The organism is Pseudomonas reactans (assembly GCF_013387025.1).
Classification (GTDB): domain Bacteria; phylum Pseudomonadota; class Gammaproteobacteria; order Pseudomonadales; family Pseudomonadaceae; genus Aquipseudomonas; species Aquipseudomonas reactans.
The window spans coordinates 1-17,766 of sequence record NZ_JACAQP010000040.1; the positions used below are offsets into that span (position 1 = coordinate 1).

15 protein-coding genes are annotated in these 17,766 nt (G+C 62.0%); 10 read left to right on the plus strand and 5 right to left on the minus strand.

Going from position 1 to position 17,766, the window contains the following annotated elements:
- Positions 1-72: 72 nt before the first annotated feature.
- Entirely contained in the window at positions 73-747 is a 675-nt protein-coding gene (gene pmrG / locus HX793_RS27400) for a lipopolysaccharide core heptose(II)-phosphate phosphatase PmrG (RefSeq protein WP_177095107.1), read from the minus strand.
- Between the two features lie 274 nt (positions 748-1,021).
- Between pmrG and HX793_RS27405 the strand changes: the two genes are divergently transcribed.
- The 4 genes from HX793_RS27405 to HX793_RS27420 all read left to right on the plus strand — a co-directional run bounded on the left by HX793_RS27405 (position 1,022) and on the right by HX793_RS27420 (position 6,748).
- Positions 1,022-1,690 (plus strand): ABC transporter ATP-binding protein, encoded by a 669-nt coding sequence (locus tag HX793_RS27405; protein WP_177053669.1) that lies wholly within the window; start codon positions 1,022-1,024, stop codon positions 1,688-1,690.
- Between the two features lies 1 nt (position 1,691).
- A complete protein-coding gene (locus tag HX793_RS27410; protein ID WP_177095109.1) occupies positions 1,692-4,154 on the plus strand; it encodes an ABC transporter permease in 2,463 nt (820 codons plus the stop codon).
- Positions 4,144-5,205: a lipocalin-like domain-containing protein gene (locus tag HX793_RS27415; protein ID WP_177062512.1), complete on the plus strand. Its 1,062-nt coding sequence runs from the start codon at positions 4,144-4,146 to the stop codon at positions 5,203-5,205. Before HX793_RS27410 ends, HX793_RS27415 begins: the two co-directional genes overlap by 11 nt.
- Before the next feature lie 100 nt (positions 5,206-5,305).
- The gene (locus HX793_RS27420; protein ID WP_177053672.1) at positions 5,306-6,748 is read left to right on the plus strand and encodes a pre-peptidase C-terminal domain-containing protein; all 1,443 of its coding nucleotides are present in this window, start codon (positions 5,306-5,308) and stop codon (positions 6,746-6,748) included.
- A 48-nt stretch (positions 6,749-6,796) separates the two neighbouring features.
- On the opposite strand, the gene HX793_RS27425 is transcribed toward HX793_RS27420, so the two are convergent.
- Entirely contained in the window at positions 6,797-7,897 is a 1,101-nt protein-coding gene (locus HX793_RS27425) for an SMP-30/gluconolactonase/LRE family protein (protein ID WP_177053673.1), read from the minus strand.
- Positions 7,894-8,571 (minus strand): sterol desaturase family protein, encoded by a 678-nt coding sequence (locus HX793_RS27430; RefSeq protein ID WP_177053674.1) that lies wholly within the window; start codon positions 8,569-8,571, stop codon positions 7,894-7,896. The genes HX793_RS27425 and HX793_RS27430 overlap by 4 nt, the downstream gene beginning before the upstream one ends.
- A 193-nt stretch (positions 8,572-8,764) precedes the next feature.
- On the opposite strand from HX793_RS27430, the gene HX793_RS27435 reads away from it, so the two are divergent.
- The 6 genes from HX793_RS27435 to HX793_RS27460 all read left to right on the plus strand — a co-directional run bounded on the left by HX793_RS27435 (position 8,765) and on the right by HX793_RS27460 (position 15,587).
- Positions 8,765-9,688: a substrate-binding domain-containing protein gene (locus tag HX793_RS27435; protein WP_016974854.1), complete on the plus strand. Its 924-nt coding sequence runs from the start codon at positions 8,765-8,767 to the stop codon at positions 9,686-9,688.
- Positions 9,689-9,751: 63 nt separating this feature from the next.
- A complete protein-coding gene (locus HX793_RS27440) occupies positions 9,752-11,260 on the plus strand; it encodes a sugar ABC transporter ATP-binding protein (RefSeq protein ID WP_177095112.1) in 1,509 nt (502 codons plus the stop codon).
- Positions 11,226-12,218, plus strand: a complete 993-nt coding sequence (locus HX793_RS27445; protein ID WP_177053676.1) for an ABC transporter permease — start codon at positions 11,226-11,228, stop codon at positions 12,216-12,218. Before HX793_RS27440 ends, HX793_RS27445 begins: the two co-directional genes overlap by 35 nt.
- Positions 12,219-12,246: 28 nt before the next feature.
- Positions 12,247-13,326 (plus strand): alcohol dehydrogenase catalytic domain-containing protein, encoded by a 1,080-nt coding sequence (locus HX793_RS27450; protein ID WP_177095114.1) that lies wholly within the window; start codon positions 12,247-12,249, stop codon positions 13,324-13,326.
- A gap of 2 nt (positions 13,327-13,328) precedes the next feature.
- Positions 13,329-14,861 (plus strand): FGGY-family carbohydrate kinase, encoded by a 1,533-nt coding sequence (locus HX793_RS27455; protein WP_177095116.1) that lies wholly within the window; start codon positions 13,329-13,331, stop codon positions 14,859-14,861.
- Positions 14,862-15,587 (plus strand): SDR family oxidoreductase, encoded by a 726-nt coding sequence (locus tag HX793_RS27460; protein WP_177062506.1) that lies wholly within the window; start codon positions 14,862-14,864, stop codon positions 15,585-15,587.
- Here HX793_RS27460 and HX793_RS27465 read toward each other — a convergent pair.
- Both HX793_RS27465 and HX793_RS27470 read right to left on the minus strand, forming a co-directional pair.
- Positions 15,584-16,588 (minus strand): LacI family DNA-binding transcriptional regulator, encoded by a 1,005-nt coding sequence (locus HX793_RS27465; RefSeq protein ID WP_177053680.1) that lies wholly within the window; start codon positions 16,586-16,588, stop codon positions 15,584-15,586. The two genes, HX793_RS27460 and HX793_RS27465, sit on opposite strands and share 4 nt — an antisense overlap.
- A 58-nt stretch (positions 16,589-16,646) precedes the next feature.
- Positions 16,647-17,510, minus strand: a complete 864-nt coding sequence (locus HX793_RS27470; protein WP_016974860.1) for a LysR family transcriptional regulator — start codon at positions 17,508-17,510, stop codon at positions 16,647-16,649.
- Positions 17,511-17,766 lie beyond the last annotated feature (256 nt).

A 17,766-nucleotide genomic window follows, 5' to 3' on the forward strand; every position in this document is an offset into this window, starting at 1 on the left:
TCTTTTTCAGAGTTTCCCTAAACATGCCAGAACAGGGCTGTCTTTTTGCTGAACAGACGGACAGGAAAGTGTTTAGAATTGTTTTAACGCGGCCGGCCAGTCCGGGCCGTTGACGATGCCCAGCGTCTTGAATTTACCGTTGGGCAATACCTGCACGAACAAGGTGCTGCCGTATTTGGGAAAGGCGGCATGGGGAAAGCCCAGGGTGCTTTCGAAGTCGGCGATGCAGCCGCTGTGGGTGACGAAGACCAAGTTGCGTCCGGGGGCTTTATGGCTGAGCAATTCTTCGCCCATGGCAGCGCCGCAGACGGCTTGCTGGCCGGAAGTCAGTTCGGTTTTACCGAACATGAAGCGTAAGGTCTGGGCGGTGCGGATGGCTGGGCTGGCCAGCACATCGCTGCCCTCCATGCCCAGAGTTTTAAAGGCTTTTCCCAGGGCTTCGGCGTTCTGGCTGCCGTTGATTGTCAGGCCTTCCACAGGGCCCAGGCAGGGGTTGGTCGAGCGGTCGCAACGCTCTTCATGGCGCACCAGCACGATCAGGTCGCCGTCACGCCAGAGGGGCAGCACGTGGGAGGTCAACAGGCGATTGCCGACACCAAGGTCCTTTGGCGAGGCGTGCCAAAGCAGGCTGGCGACCAGCAGCAAACCCACCACGAACATGCCCAGCCACAGCCGTCGCAGGCGCTTGATAAAGGCCCATCGCGAGCGCGGTTTGGTCAGGGTAAGGTCAACCACTTTATTCACCATGGGCAGTGTTGGCAATGTTGTATTAATTAGGCGCAACGTGTTGGCGAATGCCGGTAATGGAACAAGAGGCTGTCACACGGCGGCTGTCTTTTCGCTGAACATTTTGCATGTAAAAAGTTGTGAAGCTTGACAACTAACAAGTTGCCGACAAGTGACGCTTGACCGGTAATTTAAAGAGGGGTGGGTGGGCAGTCGGTGAAATCGATGTGAAAAATTTGCATGACTTGGATCGGCAGCCGTTATTCTCGATTGCCCCCCTCAAACGAGTGTCGTCATGCTGCAGGTGCAAGGTGTGTTCAAAAGCTATGCCACCCCCCAGGGACCGTTGGCGGTATTGGTCGGTGTGGATCTGCATTTACCCGAGCGCAGCAGCCTGGCATTGATGGGCGAGTCGGGCAGTGGCAAAAGCACCTTGCTGCACCTGGTGGCCGGGTTGGACCGGGTGGACGGCGGCAGTATCCAGGTCGGCGAGCAGCGCCTCGACCAACTCAGCGAAGCGCAGTTGGCCCACTGGCGGCGCACGCAGATCGGGCTGGTGTTCCAGCAGTTCAACCTCATCGGCAGTTTGCGGGTTGAGGACAACCTGGCGTTCCAGGCGCGGTTGGCGGGGCGGTTTGATCCGCAGTGGCAGGCGCAGTTGGTGGAGCGCCTGGGCCTGGGTGATCTGCTCAAGCGTTATCCGGAACAGCTTTCCGGCGGCCAGCAGCAACGGGTCGCGGTGGGGCGCGCGTTGGCGTCACGGCCGGGCCTGTTACTGGCCGACGAACCCACCGGCAACCTGGACGAAGCGACCAGCGACGAGGTGTTGCAACTGCTGCTGGACCTGCTGCGCGACAGTTCCACCAGCTTGTTGATGGTCACCCATAGCCCGCGTATCGCCGCATGCCTGGACCGGCAGGTGGTGTTGCACCGCGGTCGTGTCGTACCGGCGAGCGCTGTTTGAAATGGCGGTTTTTTATTGGACCCTGCGCGCGCTGCTCAGCCACTGGCGGCGCCATCCCGTGCAGTTTTTCAGCGTGCTCACCGGCTTGTGGTTGGCCACCGCGCTGCTGATCGGCGTGCAAGCCCTCAACAGTCAGGCACGCGACAGCTATGCCCGCGCCAGCCAGTTGATCGGCGGCGAACCCCAGGCCAGTCTTGGCGCGCCGGACGGGGCCAGCTTTCCCCAAGCAGTCTTTGCCCAGTTGCGCCGAGCCGGCTGGCCGGTGTCGCCGGTGGTTCAAGGGCGGGTGCAGCTAAAGGGGCGGGAAGATGTGCGCTTGCAATTGATGGGCATCGACCCGGTGTCGTTGCCCGGCAGTGGCGCGGTGGCGGGGCAGCGTTTGAGCCAGGCACAGATGCTGGCGTTTTTCGATCCGCCGGGGCGTACCTGGATTGCACCGCAGACCTTGCAGGCCCTGGGGCTGCATGAAGGTCAGCAGCCAATCACACTGGGCGGCCACACCCTGCCACCGCTGCAAGCCCAGGCCGATATGGCCCCCGGACTGTTGCTCACTGATATCGGCTTTGCCCAGCCTGTGTTGGAGATGCCTGATCGCCTGTCGCGGCTGTTGGTCGACAAGGCTTTCGCCGCTGGCCAGCCCACGCCGCCCGCCGGGCTGCAACTCAAGCAGAGCGAGGACAATAACCTCGCGCGCCTCACCGAAAGCTTTCACCTGAACCTCGATGCACTGGGCTTTCTGTCCTTTGTGGTCGGGTTGTTTATCGTGCACGCCGCCATTGGCCTCGCCCTGGAGCAACGGCGCGGGCTGTTGCGCACCTTGCGGGCCTGCGGCGTCAGTGTGCGTCTGTTGATTGTCAGCCTGGGCGTCGAACTCGGCGTGCTTTCGTTGCTGGGTGGCGTGCTGGGCGTGGCCAGCGGCTACCTGTTGGCCAGCCTGTTGCTGCCGGATGTCGCCGCCAGCCTGCGTGGTTTGTATGGTGCCGAGGTGCCGGGTCAATTGAGCCTGAGCCCTTGGTGGTGGGGCGCGGGTTTGGGCTTGAGTTTGCTTGGCGCGTTGCTGGCCGGTGGCAGCAGCCTGTGGCGGGCGGCGCGCTTGCCTTTGTTGGCGCTGGCCAACGCCCAGGCCTGGCATGAGGCTCATGGGCGTTGGTTACGGCGTCAAGGGTGGGTGGCCGCTGCCGCGCTGGTGACCGCCGTGTTGGCGCTTGGGTTCGGTCATAGCCTGGCTGCCGGCTTCGTGCTGATGGCTGCGTTACTGCTCGGCGCGGCCCTCGGTTTGCCGGTGGTGCTCAATGCTTTGCTCAAGGCCGTTCTGGGACGCAGCCGCTCTGTGTTGGGCCAGTGGTTTCTGGCTGATTGCCGTCAGCAATTGCCGGCGTTGAGCCTGGCCCTGATGGCGCTGCTGTTGGCCCTGGCCGCGAATATCGGGGCAGGTTCCATGACCTCGGGGTTTCGTCATACGTTCAACAACTGGCTGGAGCAGCGTCTGACTGCCGAGCTGTACCTCAACCCACAAAACCCGGTCCAAGCCGAGCAACTGAGCCTATGGTTGGCGCAACAACCGCGGGTGCAGGCGGTGCTGCCCACCTGGCAGGTCGCGGTGCAATTGCAGGGCTGGCCGGCGGAGGTGTTTGGCGTGGTCGACGACCCGACTTATCGCCAGCATTGGCCGCTGTTGGAGGCGTCGAGTGAGCCGTGGGACCAGTTGCAGCAAGGCGACACGCTGATGCTCAGCGAGCAACTGGCACGCCGGCTCGCGGTGAAGCTGGACGATACCCTGAGCATCCCGACGCCTCAGGGCACCTGGACACCAAAAATAGTGGGGATCTACGCCGACTACGGTAACCCCAAAGGCCATGTGCTGGTCAATTCCAAGCACCTGCTGACCCATTGGCCGACGCTGTCTCCGGCGCGTTTCAACCTGCGTGTGGCACCTTCGGATGTGGCGTTGCTGACCCGTGAGGTGCAGCGCGCCTTTGCCCTGGACGACAGCCGTATCGTCGATCAACAGCAGCTCAAGGGCTGGTCGAGCCAAGTGTTCGAACGCACCTTCGCAGCCACCGCGGCCCTGAACAGCCTGACGCTGGGGGTGGCCGGTGTGGCGCTGTTCATCAGCCTGTTGACCCAGAGCCAGAGTCGCCTGGGCCAACTCGCACCGCTGTGGGCGTTGGGCGTCACGCGTCGGCAATTGATGCTGCTCAACCTTGGCCAGACGTGGCTGCTGGCGGTGCTCACCTTGGTGTTGGCCTTGCCGCTTGGCCTGCTGTTGGCCTGGTGCCTGGACGCGGTGATCAATGTGCAGGCCTTTGGCTGGCGCCTGCCGTTGCAGGTGTTCCCGTGGCAACTCGCGCAGTTGCTCGGCTTGGCGATGCTCGCGACCTTGCTGGCCTCGGCGTGGCCGTTGTGGCAGTTGTACCGCAGCCGTCCGGCGGATTTGTTGAGGACGTTTGCCAATGAAGATTAAGTGCCTGTTGTGGATGTGCTACTTACTGGTCGCTTGCGACAAAGTCCCCGCGCCACCTGAAAGCTTTGCCGGCCTGGGTAGTGACGCGACGGAATTTGCCCAAGTGGTGCCCGGCAAAGTGTTCAGTTTTCCCGAGGACCATGGCCCCCATCCGGGCTTTCGTATCGAGTGGTGGTACGTCACGGCCAACCTCAAGGACGCGCAGGGCAATGTCTTCGGCGTGCAGTGGACGTTGTTCCGCAATGCGCTCAAGACCGGGCCGACCGAGGCGGGCTGGCGCGATTCGACGATCTGGCTTGGACACGCCGCCGTGACGTCCGCGACTCACCACTATGCCGCCGAACGCTTTGCGCGCGGCGGCGTGGGCCAGGCCGGGGCCCAGGCGCAGCCGTTCAACGCCTGGATCGACGATTGGAATTTCGTCACCCTCCCTGGCGCCGCGAGCAGCTTGGCCGACATGCAACTCAAGGCCAGCGGTGCGCAATTCGCCTATGACCTGCACCTGACCTCCAGTCGCCCATTGGTATTGCAGGGTGATGAGGGCTACAGCCGCAAGTCCGACCAGGGCCAGGCGTCGTATTACTACAGCCAGCCGTTTTTCAGGGCCAGTGGCAGCATCACTATCGATGGCAAGGTGTATCAAGTCACCGGCCCGGCCTGGCTCGACCGCGAGTGGAGCAGCCAACCGCTGAGCGCGGGCCAGACCGGCTGGGACTGGTTTTCCCTGCACCTGGACCGGGGCGAGCAGTTGATGCTGTTTCGGGTACGGCAAGCCGATGGCGCGGGGTATCTCACGGGGACCTGGATCGACGCGCAAGGCCAGACGCAGACGCTGCACAACACTGATATCCAACTGGTGCCGTTGGAAACCACCACGATTGACGGTCGCAGGATTCCCACGCGCTGGTCGCTGAAAATCCCTGGCAAACAGCTGGACATCACTACGCAGGCCGTCAACCCGAACGCCTGGATGAACCTGAGTATTCCGTATTGGGAAGGGCCGGTACGGTTTGACGGTGGGGTGGGTTACCTGGAGATGACGGGGTACTAAAAGAAAAAATACTGGACATGCATACAGCATTTGGCTAGATTCCATCCCAGGTGACCGGATGTCACCTGAGCTTCACTTTTTAACTATGGATGGATAAAAAATGAAATCGAAAAAAGCCTTTATGCTGGGCGCGGCCATGGCGGCCTCCTGCTTCGTTTCGGCCTTTGCCCTGGCTGAGCAAACCCCTCAGAAACTCAGCGCCGAAGCGGTCAGGCAGGCCGTGGAAAAAGCACTCAAATCCGGCGGCACGCTGGACGCGGCGAAGGTGCCGGCCAGCCTCAAGCAAAAACTCCTGGCGGCCAAGAACGGCCAGTCCAAGGCCGTCACCCAGGCGGTCAAATCCGCGCCGTTCAACAGCGTAGTCAGCGAGTTGAAAAAGCCGAGCCAGGTCGAGCCGAAAAGCGCTGCCGTCGCCGACTTTGTTCCGCTGTTCCCCACCCTGGATATCAATACTCTCTACACCATCGACGGTGTGGCCCAGGGTGAAGAGTTCGCCTACCACTTCAACCTCCCACAGAACGCGCGGGTCCAGGTGCAATTGGTCAACCAGAGCGCGGGCACCGACATGTCGCTGACCCTGTTCCAGGACGACGGCCAGGGCAACCTGAGCGTGGTGGGATCCTCGGATGCCGCTGGCAATGCCGATGAGTATCTCAACGGCGTGCTACCGGCCGGTGATTACTACTGGTACATGGTCGCCAAGGTCGCCAATAACTCGCAATTCAGCTTTGGCGTGGCGGTGGATACCAATATCGACGCCTACGAACCGAATGACACGCCGCAAACCGCCTTTGTACTGCCGGACTCGATGAACAAGGTGACCGGTAACCTCGACAACGCCAACGATGTCGATTACTTCGACTTCAAGGCGGTGCGTGGCCAAAGCGTGAGCATGTACCTGGCCGGTGACGCGAACGGCAGTCGCAACCAGTGGATTTTCGATCGTTTTGACGGCGTCAATTGGGTCACCATCCCGGCCGGTTCGACCTCGACCTACCCGAGCGTTACGCCAGGTACTACGGTGAAGGTGCGTGTGCGGGCCAACCCGGCCGTGGTCCAGGATCCGACCAAGCAATACCAGTTGAGCCTGGGCTCCACGCCGCGCCTGAACACCTCGGATGTGAAGGGTGACAATATCGTGCGTGTACCTGCGTCGATCTTCTGGATGGCGACCCAGGCGGGACGTACAGTGAACTGGACCACCAACTGGTCCGACTCCACAGGCGCACCGCTGTTGGGTGTCACGCCGGTCCTGCGCATCGACAAGCGCTTTGACGGTGCCGAGTTCCACTGGACCGACTTCAAGGCCACCACCAACAGTGCGGGTACTTCCCAGGCCAGCGCCGGCATCGGTGACTGCTTCGGCGAATACCGTGTGCAGTATCCGGACAGCAGCACGGGCGTCACCTACACCTGGGACACCACTTTCAACTTCGGCGGCTGGCGTATCGAGTTGGACGAGTTCCCTGGCGTGGGCGTGGGTGGCGAGAACGTGCCTTACGTGACCTTCGGGCACATCTGCACCCAGAACATCGTTCACTGATCCCAAAGCGTGAGTGAGAAGGGGCAGCCTGACGAGGCTGCTCCTTTTTTATTCGCCCGCCAATGCCAGGTCCAACGGTAGGCGTGCCATGCTCGTACTTTTCAACGAGCCCAGGTACAACCAGTTTCCATATTCCCGTGCGGTGGTGATCGGCGAGTAGTTCCCCGGGCTGCCGTCCTGCAGGTTGGCGATGACCTTACCTTCGGTATCCAAGCCCAGTACGAAGGCTTTGCGTTCGATAGGCTTGGGCACCACCATCAGCGCCCGCACCATCACCTTGCGCAGCAATGGGTAGCCGGCAAAGCTGTCAAGCAACGGATTGCGTGGCGAATACAGCGCTACCCAGAAACGGTCCTGGCCGTTGAAGCTGAGGTTGTCCGGCAGGCCGGGCAGGTTGTCGATAAACAGGTCATGGGTGCCGGCGCGCTCGCCCTTGAGCCAGTAACGGCTGATGCGGTAGGCGCCGGTTTCATTCACCAGCACGAAGTTTTCATCCGGGCCCAAGGCCACGCCGTTGGCGAATTGCAGTTGGTCGAGCAGCACGTCGGTGCTGCCGTTGCTGAAGTCATAACGCAGCAGCCGACCGTCGCCGCCATGCTCAATCACCGCTTCGCCATCCTGCCCATAGCCCCAGCGGCTTGACGCATCGCTGAAGTAGGCAAAACGCCCGCTGGCGTCCACGGTGACGTCATCGGTAAAGCCAAAGGGCACGCCGTTGGCGCTGGTGCTTAACGTCGTGAGTTGATGTTTTGTATCGAGGGCGAGCAAGCCCTTGACCCCGTCGGCAATGATCAGGCGCCCATCCGGGTGCAACGCCAGGCCCAGGGGCCGCCCACCGGTATTGGCCAATACTTCCAGGCTGCGGCTGTCGGGCGAGGTGCGGATGATGCGTCCGTCATGTAAACCACTGACCAAAAAGCCCTGGGCATCCAGCAGCAAGGCTTCGGGCCCGGCGATGTCCTGGGCGCCGATTTTCTGCACGCCCTTGAGGCGCTGGTTCTCTGCGTAAGGGCCGCTCTTCATCGACGGCGCCTTGGGTGGCGTCCAATTCACCGGTTGCACCTTTGTGGGCATCAACAGCAGAAAGGCGACCACCGCCAGCAACAGGACAAACAACAGATGACGCAGTTTTTTGGGACGGGTACTCATGACGATTCCTGGTTGTCGTGGGGGCTCGGCTCCCAGTGCAGGGTGCCGAACAGGTAATCCATCAGGGGAAGGACGATGTTGAAGTTGCGCCCCTGCATCAGTTCACGGCGGTGATGCAGGGCGTGCAGTTGATGCATCTGGCGGATCCACGGCAAGCGCGCCACCGGGTGGCTGGCGGGTAGGTGCTCGCAGGCGTGAAACACTTCGTAAAGTAAATACCCGAGGATCATGCACCCGGCGAACAGCCCGGCGACATTGGGGCTCACTTGCTTGAGCAACCACCAGGCGGGCAGGGTGATTGCCAGGCTGTGCAGCACGATCAGCCAAGACGGGAACAGGATGACGCGCCAGTCGCGGGGGCTGTCATAGGTCATGTGGCCCGGAGTGAAGAAACTATGGTGATCGCCGGTGTGGCGTGCATAGAACAGCCGGGCCAAGGCGTGCTTGTGGTGGCCAAGGTGACGGTGCACGAGGTAGATGCACAGGTTGAAGAACACCAGGGTCAGCGGCACGGTCAGCCATTGCACAGGGCTGATTTGCGACGTGGAAGACCAGGCCAGGGCGATGCACACAAGGCCGTAGCCGAACACGAATCCGGCGTGCAGCCAAGGGTTGTAGCGGGGCGCGACAGAGGCGCGGTATCGCGCGCGAAAGGTCTCGGTGGGGTGGGCCATGGCGGGTTGCTCGGTGTTTTTTTGTTGGAAAGTGAGCTTAGTTGGCGCCAGGGAATGTGCGAGTTTTGCAGTGACCGGCTTACCCGAAGCGACCAATGGGGGCTTGCACACCCCCCATTTCCTTGTTAGCTTCTCGCAAAATGTTAACGATAACATTTGCTCTAACAATAAAAACAAAACAGAGAACCACGCCATGAAAATGCTCCCGAAAACCCTGTGTTTATTGGCTGTAAGCATCACCCTCGGCACTGCTTCCCCAGCATTTGCCGACGCTGCCAAGCCGATCCGCATCGGCGCGTCCTTCCAGGAAATCAACAATCCCTATTTCGTCACCATGAAAAACGCCCTGGAAGAGGCCGGGGCGACCATCGGCGCGAAATTGATCATCACCGACGCCCGTCACGACGTGTCCAAGCAAGTCAGTGACGTCGAAGACATGCTGCAAAAAGGCATCGACATCCTGCTGATCAACCCCACGGACTCGGTCGGCGTGCAATCGGCGGTCAAGTCTGCTCACGCTGCCGGTGTCGTGGTCGTCGCGGTAGACGCCCAGGCCGACGGCCCGCTGGACTCCTTCGTGGGCTCGAAAAACTTCGACGCAGGCTTCCAGGCCTGCGAATACCTGGCCAAGAACATTGGCGACAAAGGCAATATCGCGATCCTCGACGGCATCGCCGTGGTGCCGATCCTGGAGCGTGTACGCGGTTGCAAAGAGGCCGTGGCCAAGCACCCGGACATCAAGATTGTCAGCATCCAGAACGGCAAGCAGGAACGTGACCAGGCGCTGACCGTCACCGAAAACATGTTGCAGGCCCAGCCCACCCTCAAGGGCATTTTCAGCGTGAATGACAACGGCTCCCTCGGCGCACTCTCGGCCATCGAAGCCAGCGGCCTGGACGTGAAGCTGGTCAGTGTCGATGGCGCGCCGGAAGCGATCAAGGCGATCCAGAAACCCGGCAGCAAATTCATCGCCACTTCGGCGCAGTACCCGCGCGACCAGATCCGACTGGCCCTGGGCATTGCCCTGGCCAAGAAGTGGGGCTCGCAAGTGCCGGCCACCATCCCGGTGGATATCACCCTGATCGACCAGGCCAAGGCCAAGGATTTCAGCTGGTAAATCGCCCAGGCCCCACGCCTGACGTGGGGCCCAGGTCATCCTTCTGAATACGAGGTCGGCGGTATGAGCAGTCTTCTGAAGTTGGAAAACATCTGTAAGCGCTACCCGGGCGTACAGGCCCTCAAGTCCATCAACCTGCAAGTCGAGCGCGGTGAGATTCATGCCTTGCTCGGCGAAAATGGCGCGGGCAAATCGACGCTGATGAAGATCCTTGGCGGCGTCGAGCATCAAGATGAAGGCCAGATCCTGATCGATGGCCAGGCCCAGCAGTTCGCGACCTATCGCGACGCAATCGCCGCCGGTATTGGCATCGTGTTCCAGGAATTCAGCCTGATTCCCTACCTCACGGCCGTGGAAAACATCTTCCTCGGCCATGAGCTGAGCAACCGCTTCGGGCTTTTGCGCAAGCGCGAAATGGTCGAGGCCAGCGAGGCGTTGTTCGAGCGCCTGGGCGTGACCATCGACCTGCAATGCGCGGTCAGGCACCTGAGCGTGGCCGAACAGCAGTTTGTCGAAATCGCCAAGGCCCTGGCCCTGGATGCGCGCCTGCTGGTGCTCGACGAACCCACCGCCACCCTCACGCCCAGCGAGGCCGAGTTGCTGTTCGACATCATGCGTGAACTCAAGCGCCAGGGCGTGGCGGTGATTTTCATCTCCCATCACCTGGAGGAGATTTTCCAGGTGTGCGACCGCATCAGCGTGCTGCGCGACGGCGGCAATGTGGGCGTTACCGATGTGGCTGACAGTGACATCGACCGGCTGGTCGAGATGATGGTCGGGCGCCGCCTGGAATGCAGTTTTCCACCCAAGCCCAGTACCGAGCGCGGCCCGCTGTTGCTGGAGGTCAAGGACATCCAGCTGGTGCGCAACGGCCCGCACAACAGCTTCCAGCTGCACAAGGGCGAGATCCTCGGCTTTGCCGGGTTGGTCGGCTCCGGTCGTACCGAGTTGGCCCTGGGCATGATGGGCGCGCTGCCGTCGGTGAGCAAAGACGTGTGGCTGCGCGGCGAGAAAATCACCCTCGACGATCCGGCCCAGGCCCTGGCCCATGGCATCGGCCTGCTGCCGGAAAGCCGCAAGAGCGAAGGGCTGATCACCGACTTCAGCATTCGCGAAAACATCTCGCTGAACAACCTGCCCAAATACCAGAACGCGTCCGGGCTGATCGACAAAAACCGCGAATGCGTCAGCGTCGAAGGCCTGATGAAGCAACTGTCGATCAAGGCCCCCAGCAGTGAAAGCCGGGTGTTCAACCTCAGCGGCGGCAACCAGCAAAAGGTGGTGATCGCTCGTTGGATCAACCATCACTGCGACGTGCTGGTGTTCGACGAACCCACCCGTGGCATCGACGTGGGGGCCAAGGCGCAGATCTACGCGCTGATGCGCAGCCTCACCGAACAAGGCTACGCAATCATCATGATTTCCTCCGAATTGCCGGAAGTCATCGGCATGTGCGACCGCGTCGCCGTATTCCACAAGGGCGCCATCGTCAAGGTACTCGAAGCGTCTGCCGTCAATCCTCAAGAGGTCATGCGCCATGCAACAGGGGGCTCAAGTGAATACGTCCATTAGGACCGGCGACAGCAGCCGGTTGCGCCTGAACCTGGCGCGGCTGGTGCGCTCGCCGGCGTTTTATCCCTTTGTCGGGCTGGTGGTGGTGACCCTGGTGATGATTCTCGCCAGCGACACCTTCCTCACCGCCAGCAACCTGTCGAACATCGCCCGCCAGGTGTCGATCAACGCGATCATCGCGGTGGGCATGACTTGCGTGATCCTCACCGGCGGCATCGACTTGTCGGTCGGGCCGGTGATGGCCTTGTCCGGCACGCTCACGGCCGGGTTGATGGTCGCGGGCCTGCCGCCCGGCCTGGCAATTGGCGCAGGCATGTTGATTGGCGTGGCCTTCGGCATCGGTAACGGCTTGTTTGTGGCCTACCTGCACATGCCGCCGATCATCGTGACCCTGGCGACCATGGGCATCGCCCGTGGCCTGGGCCTGATGTACACCGATGGCTATCCGATTTCCGGGCTACCGGAGTGGTTCGGCTTCTTTGGTCGCCAGAGCCTGTTCGGCATTGAAGTGCCGATCCTGATCATGTTGATCACTTACGCCGCAGCCTATGTGCTACTGCAACACACGCGCATCGGTCGCTACATCTACGCCATTGGCGGCAATGAAGAAGCGGTGCGCTTGTCCGGCGTGCGCGCGGCGCGTTTCAAGTTGCTGGTGTACGGCATCAGTGGCCTCACGGCGGCGATTGCCGGGCTGGTCCTCACCTCACGCCTGATGAGCGGCCAGCCGAACGCCGGCGTGTCGTTCGAACTGGACGCGATTGCCGCCGTGGTACTCGGCGGTGCCTCGATTGCCGGCGGGCGCGGGGTGATCGTCGGCACCTTACTCGGCGCCATGCTGCTCGGCGTGTTGAACAACGGCCTGAACATGCTGGGCGTGTCGCCCTATGTCCAGAGCGTGATCAAGGGCGCAATCATTTTGCTGGCGATTTTTATCAGCCGTCAGCGCCACAAATAAATACCTAACAAAAACAGGACCCGACACCATGGACAAGCACACCGAAATGCAAGCCGTCGTCTGCCACGGCCCGAAAGACTATCGCCTGGAACGCATCGGCAAACCCCAGGCGCGCGCCAATGAACTGGTGATCCGCATCGCCGCCTGTGGCATTTGCGCCAGTGACTGCAAGTGCCACTCGGGCGCTGCAATGTTCTGGGGCGGCGACAACCCGTGGGTCAAGGCGCCGGTCGTACCGGGGCACGAATTTTTTGGCTATGTGGTGGAAGTGGGCGAGGGCGCGGAAGAGCACTTCGAAGTCGCGGTAGGCGACAAGGTGATCGCCGAGCAGATCGTACCGTGCGGCAAGTGCCGGTTCTGCAAGTCGGGCAAGTACTGGATGTGCGAAGTGCACAACATCTTCGGCTTCCAGCGTGAAGTCGCCGAAGGCGGCATGGCCCAGTACATGCGTATCCCCAAGACCGCCATCGTGCACAAGATCCCCGAGTCGGTGTCGCTGGAAGACTCGGCGCTGGTGGAGCCGATGGCCTGTTCGATCCACACGGTCAACCGTGGCGATGTCCAGCTCGACGACGTGGTGGTGATCGCCGGTGCCGGGACCCTCGGGTTGTGCATGGTCCAGGTCGCTGCGTTGAAAACCCCGAAGAAACTGGTGGTGATCGACATGGTCGACGAACGCCTGGAACTGGCGAAAAAATTCGGCGCCGATGTGGTGATCAACCCGTCGCGCGATGACGCCCGTGAAATCATCAACGGCCTGACCGACAACTACGGCTGCGACGTCTACATCGAAACCACCGGCGTTCCGGCGGGCGTGACCCAGGGCCTGGACCTGATCCGCAAGCTCGGGCGGTTTGTCGAATTCAGCGTGTTCGGTGCCGAGACCAGCGTCGACTGGTCGATCATTGGCGACCGCAAGGAGCTGGACGTACGCGGCGCTCATCTCGGGCCGTATTGCTACCCGATCGCCATCGACCTGTTCGAGCGTGGCCTGGTTACCTCTAAAGGCATCGTCACCCACGACTTCCCGCTGGACGACTTTGCCGAGGCCTTCGCGTTGGCCAACTCGACCAAGTCGATCAAGGTGCTGTTGAAGCCGGTGGCCTGAAAATGAACTACGTGATGGGTGTCGATATAGGAACCCAGAGCACCAAGGCGCTGCTGGTGGATGGTCAAGGTACGATCATCGCCCAGCACAGCCAGGGGTATCGCGTGGATACCCCGAAAGTGCGCTGGGCTGAACAATGGCCGCAGGTCTGGCTGGACGCCGTCGAGGCCTGTGTGGCGCAGTGCATGGCCAAGGCCGGTGTGGCGGCGGAGCAGGTCAAGGCGCTGTGCATCAGCAGCTTGTACGGCGGCTCGGGGATTGCGGTGGATGCGCACATCACGCCGCTGCACCCGTGCCTGATCTGGATGGACCGCCGTGCTGGCGAGCAGGTGGCCTGGGTGCGCGAGCAGGTGGGCCTGGAGCGTCTGTTCGCGATCACCGGCAACTCGGTGGACAGCTACTACGGCTTCACCAAGATGCTCTGGCTCAAGCAGCACCAGCCCGAGGTGTGGGCCAAGACTCGCTACCTGCTGCCGCCCAACAGCTACATCAACTGGTGCCTCACCGGCGAGTTGGCGGTGGACCATAGCAGCGCGGGCAATATCGGTGGTGTCTACGACGTGAAGGCGCGCGGTTGGTCCGCCGAAATGCTTGATGCGCTGGGCATACCGAACACCATGATGCCGGAGCGCCTGGTGTATTCCGGGGAAGTCGTCGGTGGGTTGCTGGAGGGTTGGGCTGCGCGCCTGGGCCTAGAGGTGGGCACACCGATTCTGGCCGGTGGCGTCGATGCGGCCATGGCAACCTTGGCGGCGGGTGTGACGCAGCCAGGCAATCACGTGGCAATGATCGGCACCAGCATGTGCTGGGGTTACCTCAACCAGCAAGTGGATGCGCACCATGGTTTGGTGAGCATGCCCCACGTCTACAACGGCCACCGTGACCTGTACATCTTTGGCGGTGCGATCACGGCCGGCGCGTCGGTCAGCTGGTTTCGCGAGCAGTTCTGCCAGGCCGAAGAGCAACAAGCCAAGGCCACCGGCCAGGACAGCCTGGTGCTGCTGGAACAGCGCGCCATGAACATCCCAGCCGGCAGCGAAGGCCTGTTGTTCCTGCCGTACCTGATGGGCGAGCGCAGCCCGGTGTGGGATGACCGCGCCAGTGGCAGTTTTGTTGGCTTGAACCTCTACCACAGCCGTATTCACCTGTATCGCGCGGTGCTGGAGGGCGTGAGTTTTGCCCTGCGACACAACATCGAAGCGGGCACCCGTGGGGCGCACTCCCTGGACTCGCGCTTGATCGTGGTGGGTGGGGCAAGCCATTCGGACCTGTGGATGCAGATCATCGCGGATGTCACACGCTACCCGGTGTACACCATTGTCCAGGAGGTGGAAGCGGCGCTGGGGGCGGCGTTGTTGGCGGCGCACACGGTGGGGTTGGTGAGTGATGGGGAGATGGACAAGGGCTGGGTGCAACTGGAGCTGCGGGCTGAACCCAAGGCGGAAAATGTCGAGGCGTATGACCGTGCCTTTGGCGAGTACCTGAAGCTGTATCCGGCCCTGAAACCGATCATGCACACCCTGCAGGGGAACTGAATGAACGCAGCCTTCGACTTCACCCACCATCGCATCCTCGTTACCGGCGCCAGCAGTGGCATCGGGCGCGAAATCGCTTTGCAACTGATCGCCAGCGGCGCCGATGTCTTTGCCCTCGGCCGCGACGCCCAGGCCTTGGCCGAACTCGGCTGCCACAGCCTCTGCCTGGACATTGCCGACAGCGCCGCCCTCGATGACGCCCTGCGCGACCTGCCACCGCTGCATGGCCTGGTCAACTGCGCCGGCATCTCACGTCTGGAGCCGGCTGCCGCCATCAGTGCCGAAGCCTTTGACCAAGTGATGCAGGTCAACGCCCGCGCCGCCGCGCAAGTCGCCAGCCGCGTGGCGGCCAAAATGATCGAAGCACACATTGCCGGCAGCATCGTCAATGTCTCCAGCCAGGCCTCGCTGGTGGCTCTGGACGATCACCTCGGCTACTGCGCCTCCAAGGCCGCGCTGGATGCGATCACCCGGGTGCAATGCGCCGAATGGGGCCGCTTTGGCATTCGCGTCAACAGCGTCAACCCCACGGTGACGCTCACGCCGATGGCGGCCATGGCCTGGTCCGAACCGGCAAAGCGCGACCCGGCGCTGGCGGCAATTCCATTGGGACGTTTTGCGCAAACCGTGGAAGTGGCATTACCGGTGCTGTTCCTGCTGAGTCGCGCCGCCAGCATGATCAGCGGCGTCAGCTTGCCCATCGACGGTGGCTACACCAGCCGCTAACCGTTTTCCAACTGACCGGCGATCACCACCTTGTCCCGTGGCTTGAACGGGTCTTCCAGGCGATCGAGCAACAGGCGCACCGCGCTGCTGCCAGCCAGGGACGCATCGTGGGCCACGCAGGCGATGGGCACGCCGAAGATATCGGCGAAGGGCAGGCGGTCGATGCCGCAGATGGTCAGGCTGTCGTGGGCGATGTTGTGCATGCGCAGTGCGCGCAAGGCGCCGAGGGTGATCAACTGGTTGAAGCCCATGATCGCGTCCGGCGCCGAGTGTTCGGCCAGGTAGTCGAGGGTGTGCAGGTAGGACGGCATCAGCGTGTAGTCGCCGGCCCGTACTTCGACCTGCACCTGCGGGTGCTCGGCCAGCACTTCGCGCAGGCCCTTGAGGCGTTCGACGGTGATGCGCGAGTGCTCGGGGCCGGTCAGCACCAGCAAGCGCTTGAGGTTCGGGGTCTGGCGCAGCAGGTAGTGCGCGGCCTGGATGCCGCTGTGGTAGTTGTCGAGCACCACGCGGCTGAACGGGCTGTCGTGGATCGTGCGATCGAGCAGCACCACTGGGGTTTTGCCGTTGCCCAGGCGTTCGAGGTAATCGGGCTGGTAGCTCGGTTCATCCGAGACCGGCGACAGAATGATCCCCGCCACGCGGTAGCCCAACAGGGTGTCCACGGCTTTGCTTTCCAACTCTTCCAGTTCGTCGGTATCCACCAGCATGATGGTATAGCCGTGCTGTTTGGCCTCGCGGGAAATCGCCTTGATCATTTCGCTGTAGAACGGGTTGTCCACCGAGGCGGTGATCACGCCGATGATCAGGCTTTCACTGCGCTTGAGCCCGCGCGCGAAGGCGTTGGGCACGTAGTCCATCTCCCGCGCCACTTCGAGGATGCGCGCCAGGGTGGCCGGTTTGACCAGGTCGGGTTTGCTCAGTGCACGAGACACCGTGATGGTGGTCATGCCAACCCGTTTGGCGATGTCGCTGATAGTGACGGACTTCTTCTTGTTCATCGGTCAGGCTGCAAAAGGAAACACCCGCAGGCTAGCATGCGCGGCGCAGATTGTTGCTTCAAATCAGTGGGTCCCAGCGCTGCGACCAGTCGCTTTCGGCCTTGACCACTTCGCGCAGCAACCCCAGCGCCTGCTGCAACACCGCCGAATCCCGCGCCCGTGAGTACACCAGGTACGTCGGGAAGCTGAATTCCGGCGCCTTGGGCACCCGCTGCATCACGCCGCTGTCCAGGTAACTCTGTACCACGCGGGTACGGAAATAGCCGGCGCCGCCGTTCTCAAGGATGTACTGCAACGCCAGCGGCCCCAGGTTGAAACTCAACGCGGCACGGGCCTTGTCGGGCAGCGCGGCGTCGTGTTGCTGGCGAAAGCCCGGTCCCCAATCGATATACACGTAGGGCGCCGGGTTGCTCACCAACTGCACCAGGATCAGTTTTTCCTCCAGCACCTGTTCCACCTGCAAGCCTGGCCAGTATTGCGGCTGGAACACCAATGCAGCGTCGAGTACGCCCAGTTCCAGCTGGCGCAACAGGTAGTCGCCTTCGCGTACTTCGGTGCGCAGGGCATGGCCGGGGATGTGTTGGCGTAACGCTTGGGCCCAGCCGAGCATCAACGGGTTGCACAGGCTGACTTCGCCGCCGATGTGCAGCACGTTGCGATAACCGTCCGGCAGCGGCAGGTCGCGTTTTGCGGCTTCCCAGGTTTGCAGCAGTTGGTTGGCGTATACCACGAAGGCCTCGCCGTCGGCGGTCAGCCTGGCGCCGGCGCGGTTGCGCACGAACAGTGTGCTGCCTAGTTGGCTTTCGAGGCTCTTGACCCGTGCGGTGATGGCGGTCTGGGTGACGTGCAGTTTCTCGGCGGCGGCGGCCAGGCTGCCGCAGCGGGTGATTTCGAGGAAGGTGCGTGCCAGTTCGATGTCCATGAAGCCCCCGGGGATGAATGGGGGACAGTGTAATGGAATGTGGTTGAAACTGTGGGAGCTGGCTTGCCTGCGAAGGCGGTGGTGCTGTGTACATATCCGTTATTTAGGTAACGGCTGCTATGGGTTCCGCCCTTACGGCGGGTCACTTTTGAAAAGAGCCCAAAAGTAACCAAAAGGCTCTTGCCCCAACACTCGGCACCTCGCCTAGGCTCGGTGTGCCCGTAATCCGACAGTGATTTGGGGGGCCGCCGCCACG